This is a genomic window from Paenibacillus segetis, assembly GCF_014639155.1.
In the GTDB taxonomy this organism is placed as follows: domain Bacteria; phylum Bacillota; class Bacilli; order Paenibacillales; family Paenibacillaceae; genus Fontibacillus; species Fontibacillus segetis.
Window position 1 is genome coordinate 121,824 of the sequence record NZ_BMFT01000005.1, and the last position, 20,692, is coordinate 142,515.

At 43.1% G+C, this 20,692-nt stretch carries 19 protein-coding genes and 1 riboswitch; of the genes, 9 read left to right on the forward strand and 10 right to left on the reverse strand.

The window, feature by feature from the left end; translation table 11 throughout:
* Nucleotides 1–96 precede the first annotated feature (96 nt).
* On the forward strand, nucleotides 97–972 hold the full coding sequence (locus IEW05_RS23000) for a UbiA-like polyprenyltransferase (protein ID WP_188542207.1): 876 nt from the start codon (nucleotides 97–99) through the stop codon (nucleotides 970–972).
* A gap of 251 nt (nucleotides 973–1,223) precedes the next feature.
* On the opposite strand, the gene IEW05_RS23005 is transcribed toward IEW05_RS23000, so the two are convergent.
* The 5 genes from IEW05_RS23005 to IEW05_RS23025 form a co-directional block, all read right to left on the reverse strand.
* On the reverse strand, nucleotides 1,224–2,204 hold the full coding sequence (locus IEW05_RS23005; RefSeq protein WP_188542208.1) for a polyprenyl synthetase family protein: 981 nt from the start codon (nucleotides 2,202–2,204) through the stop codon (nucleotides 1,224–1,226).
* 60 nt (nucleotides 2,205–2,264) lie between these two features.
* Nucleotides 2,265–2,711: a hypothetical protein gene (locus IEW05_RS23010; protein WP_188542209.1), complete on the reverse strand. Its 447-nt coding sequence runs from the start codon at nucleotides 2,709–2,711 to the stop codon at nucleotides 2,265–2,267.
* A gap of 257 nt (nucleotides 2,712–2,968) precedes the next feature.
* Entirely contained in the window at nucleotides 2,969–4,846 is a 1,878-nt protein-coding gene (locus IEW05_RS23015; RefSeq protein WP_188542210.1) for an FAD-dependent oxidoreductase, read from the reverse strand.
* 57 nt (nucleotides 4,847–4,903) lie between these two features.
* Entirely contained in the window at nucleotides 4,904–5,794 is an 891-nt protein-coding gene (locus IEW05_RS23020) for an FMN-binding protein (RefSeq protein WP_188542211.1), read from the reverse strand.
* 323 nt (nucleotides 5,795–6,117) lie between these two features.
* Nucleotides 6,118–6,777, reverse strand: coding sequence for a phosphatase PAP2 family protein (locus tag IEW05_RS23025; RefSeq protein WP_188542212.1), 660 nt, complete (start codon nucleotides 6,775–6,777; stop codon nucleotides 6,118–6,120).
* A 186-nt stretch (nucleotides 6,778–6,963) separates the two neighbouring features.
* On the opposite strand from IEW05_RS23025, the gene IEW05_RS23030 reads away from it, so the two are divergent.
* Both IEW05_RS23030 and IEW05_RS23035 read left to right on the forward strand, forming a co-directional pair.
* Complete coding sequence (locus IEW05_RS23030; RefSeq protein ID WP_188542213.1) at nucleotides 6,964–8,340, forward strand: ATP-binding protein; 1,377 nt, start codon at nucleotides 6,964–6,966, stop codon at nucleotides 8,338–8,340.
* Nucleotides 8,341–8,405: 65 nt separating this feature from the next.
* Nucleotides 8,406–8,783, forward strand: a complete 378-nt coding sequence (locus IEW05_RS23035; protein WP_188542214.1) for a RidA family protein — start codon at nucleotides 8,406–8,408, stop codon at nucleotides 8,781–8,783.
* 90 nt (nucleotides 8,784–8,873) lie between these two features.
* Here the strand turns inward: IEW05_RS23035 and IEW05_RS23040 are convergent, their stop codons facing one another.
* Nucleotides 8,874–9,641, reverse strand: coding sequence for a TspO-related membrane protein (locus IEW05_RS23040; RefSeq protein ID WP_188542215.1), 768 nt, complete (start codon nucleotides 9,639–9,641; stop codon nucleotides 8,874–8,876).
* A 210-nt stretch (nucleotides 9,642–9,851) separates the two neighbouring features.
* Between IEW05_RS23040 and IEW05_RS23045 the strand changes: the two genes are divergently transcribed.
* Both IEW05_RS23045 and IEW05_RS23050 read left to right on the forward strand, forming a co-directional pair.
* Entirely contained in the window at nucleotides 9,852–12,995 is a 3,144-nt protein-coding gene (locus IEW05_RS23045) for a DEAD/DEAH box helicase (protein ID WP_188542216.1), read from the forward strand.
* Complete coding sequence (locus tag IEW05_RS23050) at nucleotides 12,992–13,774, forward strand: hypothetical protein (RefSeq protein WP_188542217.1); 783 nt, start codon at nucleotides 12,992–12,994, stop codon at nucleotides 13,772–13,774. Before IEW05_RS23045 ends, IEW05_RS23050 begins: the two co-directional genes overlap by 4 nt.
* An 80-nt stretch (nucleotides 13,775–13,854) precedes the next feature.
* On the opposite strand, the gene IEW05_RS23055 is transcribed toward IEW05_RS23050, so the two are convergent.
* Nucleotides 13,855–14,574 (reverse strand): GTP pyrophosphokinase, encoded by a 720-nt coding sequence (locus IEW05_RS23055; RefSeq protein ID WP_188542337.1) that lies wholly within the window; start codon nucleotides 14,572–14,574, stop codon nucleotides 13,855–13,857.
* A gap of 179 nt (nucleotides 14,575–14,753) precedes the next feature.
* Between IEW05_RS23055 and IEW05_RS23060 the strand changes: the two genes are divergently transcribed.
* Nucleotides 14,754–15,485 carry a zinc ribbon domain-containing protein gene (locus IEW05_RS23060; protein ID WP_188542218.1) on the forward strand — a complete coding sequence of 244 codons (732 nt, stop codon included), beginning with the start codon at nucleotides 14,754–14,756 and terminating at the stop codon, nucleotides 15,483–15,485.
* Nucleotides 15,486–15,642: 157 nt separating this feature from the next.
* Nucleotides 15,643–15,948, forward strand: a complete 306-nt coding sequence (locus IEW05_RS23065) for a hypothetical protein (protein WP_188542219.1) — start codon at nucleotides 15,643–15,645, stop codon at nucleotides 15,946–15,948.
* A 50-nt stretch (nucleotides 15,949–15,998) separates the two neighbouring features.
* Here the strand turns inward: IEW05_RS23065 and mscL are convergent, their stop codons facing one another.
* The gene (gene mscL, locus IEW05_RS23070) at nucleotides 15,999–16,475 is read right to left on the reverse strand and encodes a large conductance mechanosensitive channel protein MscL (protein ID WP_188542220.1); all 477 of its coding nucleotides are present in this window, start codon (nucleotides 16,473–16,475) and stop codon (nucleotides 15,999–16,001) included.
* A gap of 157 nt (nucleotides 16,476–16,632) precedes the next feature.
* Nucleotides 16,633–16,733: riboswitch (purine riboswitch) on the forward strand.
* Nucleotides 16,734–16,877: 144 nt separating this feature from the next.
* Here mscL and IEW05_RS23075 point away from each other — a divergent pair.
* Nucleotides 16,878–17,450 (forward strand): xanthine phosphoribosyltransferase, encoded by a 573-nt coding sequence (locus IEW05_RS23075; RefSeq protein WP_188542221.1) that lies wholly within the window; start codon nucleotides 16,878–16,880, stop codon nucleotides 17,448–17,450.
* 91 nt (nucleotides 17,451–17,541) lie between these two features.
* Nucleotides 17,542–18,894, forward strand: a complete 1,353-nt coding sequence (locus IEW05_RS23080; protein WP_188542222.1) for a nucleobase:cation symporter-2 family protein — start codon at nucleotides 17,542–17,544, stop codon at nucleotides 18,892–18,894.
* Nucleotides 18,895–18,896: 2 nt separating this feature from the next.
* Here the strand turns inward: IEW05_RS23080 and IEW05_RS23085 are convergent, their stop codons facing one another.
* Entirely contained in the window at nucleotides 18,897–19,235 is a 339-nt protein-coding gene (locus IEW05_RS23085) for a DUF4870 domain-containing protein (protein WP_188542223.1), read from the reverse strand.
* Nucleotides 19,236–19,400: 165 nt separating this feature from the next.
* The gene (locus IEW05_RS23090) at nucleotides 19,401–20,549 is read right to left on the reverse strand and encodes an MGDG synthase family glycosyltransferase (RefSeq protein ID WP_188542224.1); all 1,149 of its coding nucleotides are present in this window, start codon (nucleotides 20,547–20,549) and stop codon (nucleotides 19,401–19,403) included.
* Between the last annotated feature and the right edge of the window lie 143 nt (nucleotides 20,550–20,692).

Genomic DNA, 20,692 nt, shown 5'->3' on the forward strand with positions numbered 1-20,692 from the left:
ATTACGAAGTATATCGAGAAGAAGAAAGTAGTAAGAAAGCGCGTGGTGGACGGTATCGCTGTTCCCAGTGTCGTTGTAACTAGGAGAGTGAGTAGGATGGAGCAAGCCAGAAAAATTACGAACAAAATTAAACTTTACGGTGAGTTAGTTATGTTCTCACACACCTTGTTTTCACTGCCCTTTGCCATCATTGCGATGGTATGGGCCGCTGAAGGCTGGCCGTCGTGGCATGTCATGTTGTGGGGACTGATTGCTCTTATCGGCGCTAGAAACGGCGCAAATGCTTTTAATCGTGTAGTAGACCGTGTGTTTGACGAGAAAAATCCACGTACCGCCCATCGACATCTACCACGGCGGTTATTGGAGTCGAAGGAAGTGTTATTGTTCGTAGTGATAAACTACGGCATCTTTATTCTCGCTTCGTCCATGCTGAATATGCTATGTCTTATCTTATCGCCAGTAGCTATATTTCTGATCTCATCGTATTCTTATACGAAGCGGTTTACTTATTTAAGTCACCTGTATCTTGGCTTTACTATTGCATCGGCTCCAATCGGTGCGTGGTTCGCTGTAACTGGAGAGTTTGCTTTTACTCCGTTTATATTGGGAACCATCGTTATGCTATGGATCGCTGGTTTTGATATCATCTATGGGTCTCAGGATATCGAATTCGACAAGAATCATGGACTCTGGTCCATTCCTAGTGCATTTGGTCTGAAGAATGGACTAAGAATTGCAGCTGGATTACATTTTATAATGGTTCTCCTGTTGATCGCACTCATACCGATTAGGCACCTCAGTTGGATCTACATCATCGGTATTGTGATTGCAATTATTCTACTGATGACCGAGCATAAGATTATCAAGCCAAGTAACCGTAAAGTAATGAACGTTGCATCATATAATCTAAATCAAGTGATCAGCATGGTCATCTTATTCAGTACCTTAGCCGACTACTTCCTGTTATCTTAATCTCCATACCAAAAAGGCAGGCTCACCATTGTGAGCCTGCCTTTTTTATCTTTTCTTCTCTTATAAAAGAGTGCTGAAGATACTAGCGAAGCGGGCCGTTTGAATCTGGAGAAGTGGACACGTTCGCCTTTATCCTCAGATTTCAACCGCTAGTAGTGGAATACAATCAAGAAATCTGAGGATAACAGCGATCGAAAGATCAAACGGCATGCGTAGCGTAGTTTTCTTCAACACTCTATTATTTCATCCTATTAACTTTCCCGGCCCCCAAAATAATGAAGCAACGCCTGAAGATCACGGTGAGCGGGGTAATCTTGAAGTTGATCAATGATGTCCTGTGCTTCATCAAGGTATTGCTTGCTTAGGTTCTCAGCGCGCTCAAGAGCATCGCTATTCTGAATATCCGATATTACTGCATTTAGCTCCTCGGTTGAACTATCAGCTGAGATAGTGCGGATTGAAGTAGCAAGTTCTGGATCCTGCAGCGCATACAGAACGGGAAGGGTTACCTGACCATGTCTTAGATCACTGCCCGCAGGTTTACCTAATTTATCTGAAGACTGGGTAAAATCCAGGATATCGTCGCGAATTTGAAATGACATGCCAAGCTTCTCACCAAAACTGTATAGAAGAGAGGATACCTCTTCACTAGCTCCAGCTGATTTAGCACCTATGCTTAGACACGTGGCGATAAGCTGAGCGGTCTTGTTCTTCGATTTTTCTAAATATTGCTGGGTAGTAATGTTGTAATCATATAAGTGAGATAATTGCTGATACTCGCCGAGACATAGTTGAGTTGTAACCAAAGATGACAAATCGTAAGCATATCGTTCACGTTCAGCTGAATAACTAGAGACCAGCTCAATTACTCTTGCTGACATGTAGTTACCTACATGAAGAGCTCCGCTAACTCCAATCTTGACATGAAGCGCCTTCTGACCACGACGGACAGGTGAGTCGTCAATAATGTCATCATGGATTAATGAGGCGGCGTGAATGAACTCAGCCGCGGCTGCAAGTCGCGAGACCTTACTTTTGTCTGGTGAAGGACCAAAACGGCTTCCGACGATGACCATTAGGGGACGAATTCGTTTGCCGCCCGAGCGAACCAGGTCAACAATACTCTTGGCAAGCGTCGAGGCACGGGGAACATCCTTATCAAACTTGACTATGTTTTCGATCTCTCGGTCTATAGCCCTAAGAGAGATGTTTAACGCTTCATCGAGCTTCATGGATGAACCTCCTCATGTCATATTCTACGGAGACCACCCAATAGGTGGATGGATCTTAAGCTAAATAGCTTGGCTTGTTCGTCTACGGTTGTTCTCGAGTTGTAGGAATAATTCCCAACCTTTTAATAAACGTTCATCTTCGGGGTTGCCCTCGATGATTTTGATTTGCATTTGCTTAATCACAGGAGCTAAATGAGAAAGGAGTTCATATTCTTCCCAATGAAGACATAATTCGATATAAAAGCTGTATAAGTAGTCGCCATCCAACACTTTACGTGTAAGGTTTTCTCCAGATCCTTCACAGCTTCTGTGTCGTAGAAGGGCGAGCTTGATTGCAATGTAAATGGAGAGTAGACGACTTTGGCGATCTGTAGGTAGATCATAACGCAATAACAGGTCGGCCATAGGTAATACGTCTTCGTCTTTTAGATCCAGAATAATGCCAGTCTCGGGCGATATTTCGCCCTGCAATAGGTGAATAGCGTCATGGACGAGCTTAATATTCATAAGGGTACACTCCTTAGAGGCAGGTGGTTTGCAGGGACCCTGACACCGATGTCGGCAATTGTCAAAACCGGATTCTCGATAAACTTTATTAGCAGCCGAAAGAACGAGTGAGGAATAAAGTGCTGAGATAAGAAAGTAAAGTTCTTCTTCGGTAAAGTGCCGCAATCAGCTATAGTATCCTTGAAATAAAGGTTAAAAATTAGAGTAATGTGCGCTTTGCGCACATTACTCTTTATGATGCATTATTTAGTTACAGCCTACTCAGTGTATAGATACCATCTGCGTACCAAAGGAATTCTCTTCCATTGTTTCTTGAGCCAAGGAAGCACGTAGTAGTCAAGACCAAACATGCTACCAGAACCGCCAATGAGGGCAACGCCTGCTGTCATGTACCAGAGCATTTCAGAGGAAGCCATGCTAGATGACCAGATCATGATGCCAAGTGCTACAGTAGCAGCGGAAGAAATTGCTGTAAACAGACCAACGATTAGCATTATGCCAATTGCGATTTCCGCGAATACCATGAAAAATTGGAAGATCGTTGCAAGGCTTGTGTAACCACCGTCGGACGTGTAGAAGAAAATGTCCATTGTTCCGTTAACAATACTCTTGATAAATCCTGGAACAGGAAGTGCTGTAACAGCAGTGGATGCACTTTCTACGGCAGAAGCCGCTGTTTGAGCGTCAACAGTCGATGTTACTGCACCTGCAGCTTCACTGGCTGCTGATAAAGCGTCGCCAGCATTTGGAGATGCAGGGATCAAGAAGATGTTAGAAGGATCTTTCCAAATTTTTGGTAACTTATCGAGACCCTCTGTCAACCATTTGTAACCTACAAAGATACGAAGTGGTAGTAACCAGAAGTTCGGTGAACGTTTGGAGAAATGACCACCAAGGAAACTTCTACGATTGTTTACATGGAAGAACTCATGCATCATGTAAGTCCAAACTTTACTAAATCCAGCTACAGTGAACAAGTAGTACAGGTTGATCAAATGTTTGCTGGCCATAGCCATGAATCCACTAAGCATGAACATTTTGTTCGGAAGTCCAACATTGGCAACACCATAACGGCTACCGATGCAGACCATGGTTCCGTGGAAACCTGGTTTATAAGATTTTTGCGGCTTATTGTTAATAACAGCATGAATGTTATGAGCGATGAGCGGACCTGCTTGCTCAGCGTTCTCAACCATTTGTGGAACCGGACGAGTTTCACCTTCAGGAATATAGAAGATGTTATCGCCTACGATGTAGACATCTTTGTGATCCACGCTCTGCAGCTTATCGTTAGTAACAATACGTTTACGTCCTTGTTGTTGTACATCAAGCTTACCAACGAGGTCAGAGCCTTCAACACCAGCAGTCCATACAATGGTGTCAGCTTCAAGCTCAGTATCACCTAATGTTACGCTGTTAGGAGTAACACCTGTGATTTTTGCGTTTGTAACGATCTCGACATTCATCTTGTTAAGACGTTTTACAGCCTTATCAATCAATTTGTCAGGAAGGATTGGCAAAATCTTAGGAGCCATATCCGCTACAACCAAGCGAACTTCACTTGGATCAATGTAGAACTCTTTGCATAGTTCATCGCGGAATTCAGCAAGTTCACCAACGAGTTCAACACCCGTAAATCCGGCACCTACGACAACGAAGGATAGCTTTTTGCGGCGTTTAATTGGATCACTTTCTTTAGCAGCTTCGCCGAACATGCGACGTACTTGTTCTTTGAGACGAATAGCATCCTCATAAGACCACAGTGTTAGAGCATGTTCCTCAGCCCCAGGGATACCGAAGAAGGTTGGTTTACAACCAGTACCGATAACCAGATAGTCGTATTTGTAAGTGGCTTTTTCGGAAACAAGTTGTTTCGCTGCAAAATCAATGTTGTCGATAGAGTCTAGGACTACGTCGACTTTTTGTCCGGCAAAGATTTTCTTCAATTCAATTTTGATCGAATCTTCCGGAGCCCGGTTGGCTGCTACTTCATGCAATTCAGTCAGCAACGTGTGGTACGGGTTGCGGTCGATCAATTGAATTTGAACATCTTTGTCTTTTTTGAATAGTTTGGCTAAGTGTTTGGAAGTGACAACACCACCATATCCACCGCCTAGAACTACTATTTTCTTCAAAAGATTCACCTTCTTATGTTAAGTTGGTATTCATGAAACTGAGAAACAGTTAAAATATTATTTTGCTTGTTCAAGAGCTTGAGCAGCTAGATCATAATATGATTTCAAGCTGATCGAAACGCCAGAAATAGCATCAGTTTTTCCTTCTTCATTGAAAGTCAAGGAAGCTGGATCTTGTTTATCAAGCAGGTATTGTTCAGCTAGAGCGGCTTGTTCGTGCCATTCGGAAGAAGCACCGCCAGCTTTCATACCGTATTTACCATCGATGGAGTTTTGTTTCTTGTCTTCACCTTTGTCATTTACGCCACTGAAGTCTACATTAACAATCTTACCTGCAGCGATGACGATGTCAGCAGTTTCTTTCCAACCGGAGTGCTCGTCGAATGCAGCAGCTTCAGCATGGTAGTTACCATCTTTGTAAGGACCAACTTGGATAGGACCAGCTGTTAGAGCTGCATCAGCCAATGTGAAGAAATCACTAACGTGGATAGATACGCCGGAAATAGCGTCTGTTTTACCTTGATCCAAAGTGATGTCTTTAGGATCTTGTTTATCAAGTAGATATTTCTCAACTGCAGCGGCTTGCTCGTGCCATTCGGATTGAGCACCGCCAGCTTTCATTCCATATTTGCCTTCTTCGGAGTATGTTACTTTGTCAACCGGTACAGTTGCACTAGTAGCGTTCCATTTAGCTTCAGTGATTATACCGCCAGCCACTGTCAATTTGACGAATGAACGCCAACCGGAATCTTTGTCTGTTTCGCCTTGTGCAAAATAAACACCATCTTGATACTTGCCTTCTGTAGCAGGAGCATTAGTGCTGTTCTCTGTTTGTGCAGGAGCATTGGTCGCTTTGTTTGCTTCTTTATTTCCTTCATTGTTCGACCCACAACCTGCGAGAAGTCCGAGCAGCAATACACTGCTTAGGATAATAGATGCTTTTTTCATGATTGATGACCTCCAGAATAAGTTATTATATATATTAAAATGTACAGACATTTTAATAACGAAACAATTTGAGTCAAAAGACTCGAGAAACCGGCTATCGATGGAATTTTAGCACATAAATAGGAGCTGTTATGTGAAATAAATCACTTACAGTGTGACATAGGTATCTCTATCACGTCCGATTTATGGAGCTAAATGATCGGAGCTCAAGAGCTGAAAGGGTAATTCGAATTTTAAATACTAATATTGTGATCTTTCATTTTTGATTATATCACAATATCTATAATTTGGGGTGGTTATTTTATACCAGATTGTGACGAATTTTAATGAAAAAATGGTTTATATGTTCTAGGACCATGATGTAGTGTCACATTACGGATGCCAATTAATGTGAATATTGCTTCACCAAGTAGAGCAGCGCTCACTGCATCGTAGATGACATGCTGCTTAATTAGGAGAGTGGAGGCAATAATAATCAGCGATGAAGCCGTGAAGATCATTTTTGTACGTGATGATAAGGATTTGGAAATCCAAGCCGCCCTCATAATGAGATAGGAGTGAAGCGCATGAATGCTAGGAAAACAATTAAAGGGCTGATCTCTATTATATATAGTAGATAATAATCTAGTGCTCCACCGATCTGTTTTAATAGGGGGGCGTATTACGGTTGTTTGAAAGTAGTAATAAATAATATAACAGACCACAAGGCTAATATTCATTGATAGCAAGGTCCGAAAATAAGTTTTGCGGTCCTTGAGACAAAGATAGGCCATAGCAATAAAAATGTAGGGATACCAGGCTAAATAAGGAATAGACATTGCAGGCAGGAGGGGAAGTAGATTGTCTATCGGCGACCATAGTGCATGGGCTTGCCCCTGATCTGTGTTGAGAACAGTATAGAAAATACTCATAAATCCAATGGAACTTAGTAGAGAGAGTGCGAGTAGATAAGACTTATTAAACGACTGACGAATGTGGTACAAGAATAAGGACTCCTTAAGATAACACTAAGATGCACAACCGAATTCTATAATAACAATTTGGTACGTCGAAGTGAATACATTCTTTAATTTTTTTTATTTCAAGTAGTTCAATATGTTAATATAATTAGAAAGTCAGAGTACCAAAATAAGGGTTCATACCTTTCTTCGATGCGAGGGAGTGGGTGCATGGGGTTCGAGGAAATGTTCCTTCTGAATTTAGGAATGTTAATAACGGTTGCTTATTTAGCAAATGTTATATATAAATATTTTCTGACCAAGATGTCTAGTCGAACGAATTATCTGTTATCTGTAGCACTTATTATATTTGCAGGTTGGATTTGTATAAAATTTGGTTTTCAATTGAACGACAATGTTATTTTTGACTTACGGTTTGTTCCACTTATTATTGCTACAGTTGTTTATACTCAGCCGCTAACTCTGATATTCATTGGATTTGGTATCGGACTTGCCAGACTTTCATTTGGTATCAATGATGCATCGATTGCGGGTTTTATCAACCTTATGATATTGGGTGTGTTCTGTGCTGGACTTAATGTGTGGCTTAGACGCAGTAATTATCGATTTGTCATTAAGGGTATCATTGTTATTCTTGCGGTAAATGTGCTTTACACACTCAATATTGCTGTTTTCGGTGTCATTCCTTTTAAAGAGTATATGTTGGATATTATGCCAACTGTTCTGTCCCTTAGTATTTTACTTAGCGCTGTTTTTGCATTAATATTGCGTGACTTCCAATTGGATCAACGTAGAACTTTGGATTTGAAATATGCGAATGAACTTCTGCGTAACCAGGCTGACGAATTACATAAGGCGAAAATCGTACTTGAGGAGAGAGCAAAGCAACTTTCTCTCTCATCGCGTTATAAGTCGGAATTTTTGGCGAATATGTCCCACGAATTGCGAACCCCGCTAAATAGTATTATTAATCTGGCTCAGATTATTTCTGAGAACGATGGGGAAGAGAACGAGGTTGCCGAACACGGACAAATTATTTATAGATCGGGACAAGATTTACTTCAATTAATTAATGATATCCTAGATCTATCTAAAGTTGAGGCAGGTCGTCTTGAAATCATGCATGAAGAGGTCAATCTTGCAGAGATCCCCCAGATGCTACATATGCATTTTGAACACGTAGCAATCCAGAAGGAAATACAATTCGATATTATTAATGAAGAAGGACTACCGGATATTATTATTTCCGATGCTCAGCGTATAGGGCAAATTTTACGAAATTTGTTATCTAATGCATTCAAATTCACTCATGAGGGACAGGTTAAGCTTGAGATCCGTAGAGCGACTGAGGGGAATGAGATTCTTTTTATTGTGAGTGACACCGGAATTGGCATACCTGAGGATAAATATAATGTTATATTTGAAGCTTTTCATCAAGCGGATGGTTCTATTAATCGTAAATATGGAGGAACGGGGCTTGGCCTTCCTATTAGTAGAGATTTAGCTCGACTGCTTGGTGGATATATTGCAATGGAAAGTAAAGTAGGGATAGGCAGTACATTTACGCTACATTTACCTCTTTCGTAAACATGTTAAGATTAGAGTGCTGTAGTGAAACAAATAAATTAATTATAGATAAGGTGGAATTACACATGTCTAAAGAAGTTATCTCTACTCAAGCTGCACCAGGGGCAATTGGCCCTTACTCTCAAGGGGTTCAGTTTGGAAATCTCGTATTCACGTCAGGACAATTAGGACTAGTTCCAGAAACAGGACAATTTGCGGAGGGTGTTGAAGCGCAGACAGCTCAATCACTAAACAATGTCAAAGCCATTCTCGAAGCTGCGGGTAGTGGGCTCGATAAAGTAGTGAAGACGACGGTCTACTTGAAAGACATGAACGATTTCGCCAAAGTAAATGAGGTGTACGGATCATTCTTTGCACAACCATATCCAGCACGTAGTGCGGTTGAAGTGGCTCGTTTGCCTAAGGATGGTCTGGTAGAGATCGAAGTCATCGCCTTGAAATAGTCTTTTTTTGCAGCTTGTATAAAAGAGGGAGTTCAAGTGCGGGGCTGGAGCGAATGAAGAACAGTATAGTTCTCTTCGCTCTGGCTTTTTTTAATCTCGTTCGGTGGCGCGCATGAAGATGATCCATAGTGCATATACAAAAAGCATAACAGACAATGTTCCGGCCGTTAGGTACACTTTTGGATGCCATCTTTGCTCTATTGCTATAGCGATATAAGCCCAGACAAATACAAGAGGCGGGACACCGTCAAGGAAATGAAAGCTAATGAGAAATGCTGCTAATACACCAACAACTAGCATAATTATTGCTGTTATTGTTTCATTAAAGTTCAATTTGTCACCAATGCCCGTCTGAAATAAGACCACATGGATGTTGACCAGTGTTGCAACGCATATCCATCCGAAGTATAGACTGAACGGTAGAATAATAAAACATCGTTCTATCTTTGTTAGCAAGACGATTTTTTGGGTATTTACATACAGAATGGCGAGTGAGATCAATAGAAGGATCATTGCAACTAGCGATAAGGTGATGTATTTGTATTGCCAGAGCAAAATCCAGGCAATATTAAATAAACAGGATAACATGAACCAGACATGTAGATGCGGATACGAAGCGTTAGTTCCGGTAGTGCCCACGCGGCGAAATTGGTATACGATAAATCCTGCCAGCAAAGCGTAAATGAACAACCATATCGTAAAGGCATAGCCTGAAGGTGTAATTAATGTATGATACATGTCTGATATTTCGCCGGTATTCATGCCGCCAAGCGGAATGATTTGCGCCAGTGAGTTGGTTACTATGACCCCTAGAAAGAATAAGAGATCACACAAAAGGTAAACACGGTTACGGTACATTTAAATATCCCTCCGATTTTGGAGCAAATATAGAACGGTTATGATTTATGTCTTCATGGCTGTATAATATATAGTTATAACCATTTATGGTAAGAACAATATCAAGAGACCCGGTTTGCAATGAAAGATGAAGTGCATCCGGTTTTATATGGTTCATTTTCGTATAAAATATTACAAAATGATGGAATCAGGAAATGACGGGAGATCACCATGAATCAACGTCTTTATGGAATATGGCTCGGGGATGTGTTGTTTTGCTTCTCGGGTGAAACATCAGAAACAAAAGTAGATGCCTGGACGGCCTCAATCCGAGCGATTGAACTTGACGGAGGGGTGCGGCCCTTTCAGCAAGCAGTACTTAGGTTGGCAGAGGTACGATATCCGGTCTCTTCAGGACGAAGAGTGGCAAGAAGCGGGGAGCGCAAAGGACTCATCGGGAGGACTTTGGAAGGGCTTGCCCTTCCAGCTTCTGATGCCTGGACTCTACTGCTCCATTGGGACGAGGCTCTTCTGACGAACCAAGGGATTATACCCGGGGCCGAGATGAACTACTGGAGTGTGGCCGCTAAGTTTGCTCTGGAACTGATGATTCAGGGAAAAATTGCGCCTGGGATGCGGCCGGTAAATCAGGGTGGTGGCCGACGTCGGGGCGGGCAATCGTCTCTTCGTGCTGCATGGGGGCCGCTTCTTAGTGAAGGTGATGATGAAGCAAGATTCCGTCACTTGGCGGGAGCCATGCCTCCGATCTGTCTATCTGCGGTTCAACTCGTAGCTGCTCATGAGGAGAGTTCGCTCGAGAAGATGCAAATCTCGATTTTGTATTCATTTTTGACAGCGATTATTGATAATGAGACACGTAAATCGGTGGGAGATCTTGGGCGAAAGTTAAATCCTTCCCGCGCTGATTATCGGCGTGGATATTCTCCTTTACATGAATTGTGGTGGAATGGGTTGCTTTCTCCCGGTCAACCACCAGAAATCCAAGGCAGTCTTGCTGAGATCACACAGTTAGTCGCGGACATCTCTTCAGCTGGAGGGGATCAACCTAAAGTTGAAGAAGAGAAGCAAGAAGGACACCGGGTGGGAACCCTCCGTTTATGTCTACGGCTTGAGCCTGCGGAGCACACACATGGACGGTCATTGGATAGCTCAGAAGGTATACCTGAATGGGTTCTAACATTCTGGGGTGAAGGGGTCGAAGACCCTTCACTTCTGCTACCTGCGGAGTTTATTTGGAGTTATCCGGGGCGTGAACTAGAAGTCCGTGGACGTACGTATAAGGACGTGCAGGAGAACTTGCTTCTTCGTCTAAGCAAGGCGGCTGAGTTGTCGGGTGAAGTGGCTGAAGCTATGGAATCGGAGCGCCCTGAGGGTGCTGTTCTAAGGCCCGATGAAGTATATGCGTTCCTAAGTAAGTCGGTCCCTCTGCTACGCAAGAACGGCGTTACTGTTCAGATGCCTTCGCGTTGGACTAAGGAGGGACGTCGAATAGCTGGAGTTAAGATTAAAGCTGCTGGCTGGGATGGTGAGAATAGAGATACTGCTGAAGTATCGAAGTTTGGTGTAGACCAGCTGGTATCATTTCAGGCGGAAGCCGTTATAAACGGTGAAGTTCTTACACATGAAGAATTAACTCAGCTATCAGGCTCGAAGTCACCACTTGTGTTCTTCCGGGGTGAGTGGATCGAGATTGATGTGAAAGAAATAAAACAAGTTCTCAAATTCATGAAGCGTCATGAGCAAGGGACGATGACCTTCCGGGAATTGATGCATCTGACGTCCGACAATGAAGATGGTCGTCATTTGGATGGGATGTACGTCGAAGCAGTGGAGACAACAGGCTTGTTATCTATGTTAATGGAGGGCGAATCAACAAGGAAACCAGAACATAGGGAGGTCCCTACTTCGCTTCAAGGTACCCTTCGTCCTTATCAAGAGCGTGGTTATCAATGGTTGGCTTCGATGCGGGAACTAGGGTTTGGGGCACTGCTTGCAGATGACATGGGGCTTGGTAAGACGGTGCAAGTGATTACGGTTCTACTGGATGATATAACTCAAGGAGCGAGAAAGAGCCTGATCATTTGTCCTACATCTCTGTTAGGAAACTGGGAGCGTGAACTTACCCGGTTTGCTCCAGAGCTTAGGTTATATGTTCATCATGGAAGCGATAGGTTGCATGGTGACAGGTTCCTGAAAGAGTGTGAGAACCGCGATGTCATCTTAACTACGTATCAATTGGCAGGTCGAGATGCGAAAGAGCTTCGGTCGATAGAATGGGATACCATTGTACTTGATGAGGCGCAATATATTAAGAATTTTGGGACGAAGCAGGCGCAGAGCGTAATGAAACTTAATGCTCCGCACCGGATTGCCATGACAGGTACTCCCGTGGAGAACAGACTGAGTGAGTTGTGGTCCATTTTCCAGTTCCTGAATCCAGGTTATTTAGGAACTCATGCTTCTTTTCGATCACGGTATACCGGAACAGGTGGCAATCAGATAGAGGAACTGGGTAAGCTACGGAAATTGGTTGCACCTTTTCTTCTTCGTCGTCTCAAGAGTGACCCAGATATACGCAAGGATCTTCCGGAGAAAATTGAACTGAAGTCATACTGTACGTTGACACCAGAACAGGCGCGGATGTATCAAACGGTGACAGAGGATTTAATGTCTCAGATTGGTAGTAGAGACGGAATTGCTCGTAAGGGACTCGTATTGACTTCACTAACGCGCCTCAAGCAAATATGTGACCACCCACTATTGGCCACAGGAAGTACAAGAGCCGAAGAAATCGCAGAACGCTCTGGCAAGATGGAACGATTAACAGAACTTCTTGACCTCATCATGGACAATGGAGAGGCATCACTGATATTCACTCAATATGTGCATATGGGTGAATTGTTGAGGGAACGGTTGACCCATAGATACGGGAAAGCCCCTTTCTTTCTACATGGTGGAGTACTCAAGAATGAACGTGACGAGATGGTTCAAGCGTTTCAGGAGGGTAAGGGCTCCCCTCTCTTTGTCCTCTCTCTCAAAGCGGGTGGGGTTGGGCTTAACCTAACGCGGGCTAACCATGTAGTTCATTATGATCGTTGGTGGAATCCGGCGATTGAGAATCAAGCAACCGATCGGGTGTTCCGCATCGGGCAGGACAAGAACGTAGAGGTCCATAAGCTAATCTGCCAAGGGACTCTTGAGGAACGGATCGATGAGCTAATTGAACGAAAAAAAATGCTGTCAGAGCAAGTTGTTGGTTCTGGCGAGCAATGGCTGACGGAAATGACCAATGAGGAACTGCGGAATTTAGTTGTCTTACAAGCGGGAAGTATTTGGGAGGAGGATGGAAGATGAGCGGAAAGTCTATGACCCAGGGTAACTTTCATATGGAATTTCTACCGGAAGCCATACGAATTGACGTCTCCGCTGGGAATAAACAACCGGTGCACTCTGTTGTATTTCCTGAATCTGTCTTAGATCAAAAGGTTGTAATATCGCTTGTACAGCAATTACAATCCCATCCACTAAAGTTGGCAGCACTGCTTGAGACTCAGCCTCGTGCCATTGCGGATCTTCTTCCTCTTAGATTACCTTGGCTTGTGATGAAAGCTGGCGATGAATCGTATTCTGGTAGTATTGTCTGCTCTTGCGGTGAGTCACATTGCGATCATCTAACTGAGGCTGTAGCTTATGCGGAATCCGTGTGGGTAAATCAGCCAGATCAACGCTTAAGGATGCTCGGCTTAACGCGTGAGAGCTTGTTAAACGCGGTTCTTGAAGTTTGGGCGGCTGCTGAACCATTGGACGATGCCGAAGAAGAACTTCTACGGCATGCTGGCGGACGTTTGGATGAGCAAGGAGGGACACAAAGCGAGGGACCCAACATTGCTGAATGGCTTGCTGAAGTGGGTGAGATGGGACGATTACATCTACCGGGTCCACAATTCCACGATGTGGAGATCAGTCTTACTGCTGTAAAAGCGAACTATGAGCCGGAGCCAAACCCAGTACCATGGAAGCAGTTACTTCCTGGCGTGTTCTCTGCTGCGAAGGGGTACTCCCTTGTTGCTGCTGGTGTTATGCAGCGCGCGGAAAAAATAGCGGATCAAATACGCAATAAACCTCAGGCATAGGGGTGGGTATATCAAATAGAAAGGGCAGACCAAGGATATACTTGGTCTGCCCTTATTGTTACGTTAATGTAGAGGAGGAGCTACATTGGATCGATGGGATGATCAGGGAGTTCAGCTTCGAGAGAGCCCATGATCTCCTTCCGTAAACCATGCATCTTCTTATCAAGCGCGTCAGCTGCGTGGGCAGCTTCAGTTAACTCCCTAACGACGTGGGGAGGAACTTGCTTATCATATTTGTAGAACAGAATATGTTCCATACTTGCCCAGAAATCCATGGCTAACGTGCGCATTTGAATTTCAATCTTCATCCACCGCTGCCCTTCAAACAAGGTGAGTGGAACGGCAACGATAAGATGGAGGCTTTGATAACCATTCGGTTTGGGATTTGCGATGTAGTCCTTAATCTCAAGAATCGTAAGATCATCTCGTTTCCGAAGATGATTCAGAAGACTATAGATATCTTTGACAAAGGAGAAGACGATTCTCATTCCGGCAATGTCATGGATTTTATTCACCATATTATCTACCGTCATTTCAAGACCCTTACGCTCTAGCTTATCCAGAATACTCTTTGGTTCTTTGATTCGCGTTTTGATGTGTTCAATTGGACTATAGCCGTTATGGATTTTCCATTCGGTTTGAATCAGCTTGATTTTGTTCTTAAGTTCGTCTAAGGCTAGTTGATATAGGAAAGGGAGTTTCCTCCACTCTTCTAGCCTGCGTAGTTCCTCTTCTCCAACCTCTAAGCGATATAATTCTTTAAGGTCTAATTGACCAAGTACGGTATCCTTGCCATATATATTTGATGTATTCAGTATAATCTACTCCTAGTAAACGATAAATTTCCCTCTTTATTGTAACTTGAAATGCTTACTTAAATCAAAAAGACATCAAGATACAATTTTCACGAAAGCCGCAAATCTGGTATGATAATTTAACAACTTCAAAGAATTACACGGATAACGGGAGGGATATGGATATGAAATTTTTTCAAAAAATAAAAGATAGTGCGGGAAAAGTGACCGATCGCGCGCAAAATGTGGTAGAAATCGGGAAGTTAAACACGCAAATTTCAAATATTGAACGTGAAATGGGACTCTATTTTCAAAGGATGGGTGAAGTCTTCTACGAGGGATACAGGATTAAGGACATGTCCAACGCCGAAAAAGAGATGATCGAGCTTGCGAAAACATGTGACTTGCTGGCAGAGGAACGGGACGAAGTCCGCGTAAAAATTGCTGAATTGAAAAATGAACGTTTATGTGGTGCGTGTGGAAAAAAGGTAGGGGAAGATGCGTTGTTCTGTCACTTTTGTGGGCACAAGCTTCTGAAGGATAAAGGCCAGGACTATAATATTGGGGCCGAATTCACCGCCGGACTAGGCGGAGCTGAGGAAGAGAGCATATCAGAGGATAAGGGAATCTTTACTTTACCAGTCATTGATGAAGGAAGAGCCTCTGAAGAGAAGATCGAACCGTTGGATCCTGTTACTGAGGCTCGCCATCTGCGTGAACTGGAAAGAGAGCGTCAGCGCCAAGAGGAACTTGATTTGCGTATACGTACGTGGAAAGAGAATCTAGGTAACAACGATTCGGTGTCTACATCTACTGAATCGCCGGTAGTCATTAACACTGTGAACTGTCAGATTTGTACCTCCTCGCTCGTGAAGGGAACAAAATGGTGCCCTAATTGTGGGGCAGAACAGATTTAGGTGGCATTAAATAGGGCGTAAATGCAATTGTTCACCGAGTTGTAATATGTGACGCCGCTTTTATGGGGATATCCTCCGTAGTATGAGGTAGGATGTTGTCATTTCCACTCATGTGGGAATACTTATTATGAATTGTTATTTAAGGAGTGTGACAATAATGGAGTGTATCATCCATTTTGAAGTAGTTCATGAGAATTCGGTGAAAGAATTAAGAGGGCTTATTTTTCCGGAGGAAGGTAAAACCCCATCAGAGAAGGACTTTTTGTTAATGTTTGAGGATATGGGCTATAAGCTCCGACTTGAAGACCGTGATAATCTGGTGTTTAAGCCGACGGATCCGGGAGCAGAATTCAATTATATCCGTGTTCGCAAGGTAGATACCGGTGAGAAGAGTTACAAGGAAGATTCGGAGCTGAAATCAGTTGTGTCAGGTTTGTTGCCTCGTGAATCAAGACCTTTGTAAGGGGAAGTTGGATAGGTTAGAAATAGGTTGGATCTTTGAATCAGGGGAGACTAGTTGGTCTCGCCCTGATCATGGTTACTAAGCATCGATGTACAATGACCACAGCGGGTAGCTTTCACCGGAATTTCGGAGTAGCAGTAAGGGCATTCCTTCTGCGTGCTTACAGGTTCCGGTTGTTCCTGTTCCTGCTTGTCTCTCCGTAAGAAATTGATCCCCTTAACTAGAAAGAATATACATAGAGCGACAATTAAGAAATCAATCAATGTATTAATAAATTGGCCATAAGCGATAACGGCCGCCCCAGCATCTTTGGCTTGAGCTAACGATGCGTATTCTCCCCCATCCAAGTTAATATACAGATCAGTGAAATTAACGCCTCCGAGTAGCTTTCCGATAGGAGGCATCAATATATCATTGACGACAGATGTCACGATTTTACCGAATGCACCCCCAATAATGACCCCGACTGCAAGATCGATTACATTCCCCCGTATAGCAAATTCTTTAAATTCCTTGGCAATTCCCATGTAACATTCTCCCTTCAATGTATTCAAATGTATTATGACTAATATTTTGTTCACGAGCAAATATTATATTCTTGTGGGAATGTTCACAAAACCCACGAAATACCTCTTTATTTCCTTGCGTACTTTGGGTATACTTCTAACATTACATTAAAATAACGACAAAATTCGCGTATTTTCTCGTATAACTGCAAGAATTGGCTTGCATGTCTCTACCTGATCACCGGAAATGATCGGACTACGGGGAAGAACTCTAACCTTGGCTTGTCCTTTTTTTGCGTTCTTTTTTGGCCAATTTATGAAGTTTAGGTTGATTTCTTCCATTGTAGTCCATTTCCCTTTTATTTGGGAAGATGGACTTTTTTTAATACTTATTATGCTACTAACATAAGGGGGAATATAGAAGTGAAGTTATTAAAGGAAAAAGTAATGAATGAAGGAATCGTGTTGGGTGAGCAAGTGTTGAAGGTTGATTCTTTTTTGAATCACCAAATGGATCCTATGCTCATGAGTGAAATAGGGAGTGAGTTTGTAAGGCGGTTTGCTGGGGAGGAAATTACGAAGATACTGACGATTGAATCTTCAGGAATTGCTCCGGCGATTATGACTGCTCTGGAGCTTCGCGTACCGATGATTTTTGCGCGTAAGAACAAATCACTAACATTGAGGGAAGATATTTTCGTAGAGAAGGTATATTCATTCACAAAACGCGAGACGAACGAGATTACCGTTTCGAAGAAGTTTCTTGGGGCGAATGACCGAGTGCTAATTATTGATGATTTCTTGGCAAACGGGGAAGCGGCTTTTGGTCTTGCACGAATTGCTGAGCAAGCAGGGGCTAGCGTGGTAGGGATCGGAATAGTGATCGAGAAATCTTTCCAACCAGGGGCGAAATTATTGCAAGAGGCGGGCTATCGCGTGGATTCACTCGTAAGAATAGCATCGTTGGATAATGGAACCGTTACTTTTGTAGAGTAGATTGGGAAGGGCAAGTGGAAATGAAGGCTTGCCTGTTGAATTGAATTTTTTTGAAAAAACATGAGACAATCGTGGGAGGAACCTATTTATTATGGAGCGGGAGAAAATATTCCAAAGAAACAGACATACGTTTAAAACGGTATCGTTAGGTCTACAGCACGTGCTGGCGATGTACGCTGGAGCAGTTATTGTACCGCTTATCGTGGGTGGAGCACTCGATTTCACCACTTCGCAATTAACCTATCTTATTGCAATCGATTTGCTTGCCTGTGGGATCGCAACGTTACTTCAGGTGTTTGGTAATAAGTACTTTGGTATTGGGTTACCTGTTATGCTCGGATGTGCTTTTCAAGCCGTATCCCCTATGATTGCAATCGGTTTGGAAGATGGGATGGGCGTATCAGCGATCTATGGAGCTATTATCGCATCGGGATTGTTCGTCTTTTTATTCGCAGGAGTGTTTGGGAAACTGATTGCTTTCTTCCCACCAGTTGTGACAGGCTCAGTTGTTACGATTATTGGTGTCACGTTGATACCCGTTGCTCTGACAGACTTGGGTGGCGGAGATAAGACGAGTCCCGATTTTGGGAGTCCCTTAAATGTGATGCTGGGATTTGGGGTCCTAATCTTTATCCTGTTGATGAACCGCTTCACAAAAGGGTTTCTCCGTTCCATCTCTGTATTGATCGGATTGATCGCGGGTACGATTGTTGCCGGACTAGCCGGCGCTGTAGATTTTGGACCGCTGAAGGAAGCTAGTTGGTTTCATATGATTCAACCATTCTATTTCGGACGACCAACATTTCACGCTTCGGCAATCCTTACGATGATTCTTGTAGCTATTGTTAGTGTTGCTGAATCAACGGGAGTATTCATGGCTCTCGGTAAAATCGTCGATAAGGATATTACATCCAAAGATTTGACGCGTGGCTATCGTGCGGAAGGTTTAGCAATCATGGTAGGTGGGATATTCAATTCCTTCCCGTATACAACTTATTCTCAGAATGTCGGACTAGTTCAGATGAGTCGCGTAAAGACCAGGGATGTTATCGTTGTTGCTGGTAGCTTGCTCATTCTGATCGGTTTTGTGCCTAAGATCGCTGCATTGACACAGCTTGTACCAACCTCAGTTCTTGGTGGAGCTATGATTGCATTGTTTGGTCTAGTTCTCTCTTCAGGTATCCGTATGTTAGGTGACCAAGTAGATTTGAATAGACACGAGAACCTATTGATTATCGCTTGCTCCGTTGGAATGGGGCTAGGTGTGACTGTAGTTCCAGAAGTTTTTGCACAACTGCCCGATAAGCTGCGGATTCTCGTTGATAATGGTATTGTTGCAGGGAGCTTCACAGCCATTGTTCTGAACCTGCTATTTAATGGGCTTCGTGGTAATAAGGCGAAACCAGTAGCTACTGAAACGGGTCAAGAGGGCATGGAAGCTTAAATTTACATTCGATTTAATTGTCTTTCAGCAAGGTCGCCGATCCAAGGAAGCTTGATCCATTTGCCTTGGAGAGAGGTGATCATAAGCACTAACCAGAGTACAATTCCAATTAGTGTTAACAGTAATCCTACGACGGCGCCTATTACGGGGAGAAAGACGATGAGCGCATGTGCAACCATGAGACCGCCAAACAACATGACGGATTGCAGGGCATGGAATAAGACGTAGCGACTTCTTCTCTCTACAGCTAGAAAAATGACGCCTCCCACAAATGCAAATAAGTAGATCAGAAACCCGGCTAAATTCTCATAAATTCCGGTGGATGATTTGAAAGGGGACATGGCAATTACCTTCTTTCCTGGATAGATGAAGGGATGAAGGTGGTAAGCCACCTCTTCCTGTCTCACTATCCAGTGTATGACGAGCTGTATGTTAACAGAACATACGCTTGTCACACTTATAGAGGTAGTTCATAAAGTCATCTTTTGATCACGATGAACACTTACTTATAGGGTAGCCCAATAGCTGGAAGCTGGCACGGGAGAAAACCACTGATCCAATATATCGTTAACGATGACCTCTGTAGCCTCGGGCTTACGGAGGTCTTCTATTTGTAATTGCATTTGGATAAGCGAACTTTCGTTACTCCACAGCGATTCAATTTGTTCCGCTAGTTTATAGGCGTCGTATGAAATGTGGGCAATACCTTTACGCTTCAAATAAAGTGCGTTATTAAGCTCTTGACCAGGAACAGGACGGTAAAGGAATAGTGGGAGCCGACAGGCAAGTGCTTCGGACAACGTTATACCACCTGGCTTGGTAATAATACAGTCACTGACACCCATCATTTCAGGTATATTATCTAGATAGCCATATAGATGTACATCGGTACATTTGCTGAACGTACGCTTTAATCCTCGAAATAATTCTTTATTACGTCCGCAAACAACTAGAATCTGATGGTGCCCGGTTGCGATCAATGCTTCACAAATATCGCGCAGACCTTTCATAACACCGTAGGCGCCAGCCATCAAAAGAACGGTTTTTTTTGTCGGGTCCAGCTTGGGGAGTATTTCAGTGTGGGATATGTTTGATTCACCGAAATTAGGTCCAAGCGGTATCCCGCTAGCGAGCACGCGATTGCTCGATATGCCACGATTTGCAATCTCCATTTTTAAATCCTCAGTCGCTACATAATAGCGGTCCACTTCGGGATGAATCCATCTTCCATGCAAATCAAAATCCGTTACTATATTAACGAGAGGTAGAGATACCCCTGTCTTTTTTATTAGCTTGGGCATAGCTAGTTGAGGGAATGTATGAATAATAAGATCAGGCTCTTCTTTGGCGATGATCTCCTTAAGTACTCGCATCCCCATTGTATTGATCATACTTAGAAATGAAGTGTCAGACTGCATATCTCGGGTCATGTTATAGACCCAACCGTAGACGGAAGGTAAGGCTTTAAAGCTTTGGATATACATGAATTTGGTTAATTCATTTAAAAGTGGGTGAGCCTCGGCCATTAAATCCAAGAGTATAATATTGCTGATCCCTTTTCTTTGGAAACAACTTTCGATGGCTTTTGTAGCTTGATAATGACCATCACCGTAACTTGCATATAGGATCATTATTTTTGGCGATTTCGTATTCATGGGCTCATCCCTTCCATTTCCTGTTTTCATTAAGATGTGTCAGTAGTTTGTTGTATAAACAAAAAAATAATTAGACACAAAAAAAATGTGTGTTTGGAAGAAAGCTGAAACGTTAAGCTGAATATGATACAATATAATGGATA

Bases quoted from the DNA above. Each gene is read 5' to 3' on its own strand.
- IEW05_RS23000 (WP_188542207.1), top strand. From the start codon at position 97: ATGGAGCAAGCCAGAAAAATTACGAACAAAATTAAACTTTACGGTGAG.
- IEW05_RS23005 (WP_188542208.1), bottom strand. From the start codon at position 2,204: ATGAAGCTCGATGAAGCGTTAAACATCTCTCTTAGGGCTATAGACCGA.
- IEW05_RS23010 (WP_188542209.1), bottom strand. From the start codon at position 2,711: ATGAATATTAAGCTCGTCCATGACGCTATTCACCTATTGCAGGGCGAA.
- IEW05_RS23020 (WP_188542211.1), bottom strand. From the start codon at position 5,794: ATGAAAAAAGCATCTATTATCCTAAGCAGTGTATTGCTGCTCGGACTT.
- IEW05_RS23030 (WP_188542213.1), top strand. From the start codon at position 6,964: ATGGGGTTCGAGGAAATGTTCCTTCTGAATTTAGGAATGTTAATAACG.
- IEW05_RS23035 (WP_188542214.1), top strand. From the start codon at position 8,406: ATGTCTAAAGAAGTTATCTCTACTCAAGCTGCACCAGGGGCAATTGGC.
- IEW05_RS23040 (WP_188542215.1), bottom strand. From the start codon at position 9,641: ATGTACCGTAACCGTGTTTACCTTTTGTGTGATCTCTTATTCTTTCTA.
- IEW05_RS23045 (WP_188542216.1), top strand. From the start codon at position 9,852: ATGAATCAACGTCTTTATGGAATATGGCTCGGGGATGTGTTGTTTTGC.
- IEW05_RS23050 (WP_188542217.1), top strand. From the start codon at position 12,992: ATGAGCGGAAAGTCTATGACCCAGGGTAACTTTCATATGGAATTTCTA.
- IEW05_RS23060 (WP_188542218.1), top strand. From the start codon at position 14,754: ATGAAATTTTTTCAAAAAATAAAAGATAGTGCGGGAAAAGTGACCGAT.
- IEW05_RS23065 (WP_188542219.1), top strand. From the start codon at position 15,643: ATGGAGTGTATCATCCATTTTGAAGTAGTTCATGAGAATTCGGTGAAA.
- mscL (WP_188542220.1), bottom strand. From the start codon at position 16,475: ATGGGAATTGCCAAGGAATTTAAAGAATTTGCTATACGGGGGAATGTA.
- IEW05_RS23080 (WP_188542222.1), top strand. From the start codon at position 17,542: ATGGAGCGGGAGAAAATATTCCAAAGAAACAGACATACGTTTAAAACG.
- IEW05_RS23085 (WP_188542223.1), bottom strand. From the start codon at position 19,235: ATGTCCCCTTTCAAATCATCCACCGGAATTTATGAGAATTTAGCCGGG.
- IEW05_RS23090 (WP_188542224.1), bottom strand. From the start codon at position 20,549: ATGAATACGAAATCGCCAAAAATAATGATCCTATATGCAAGTTACGGT.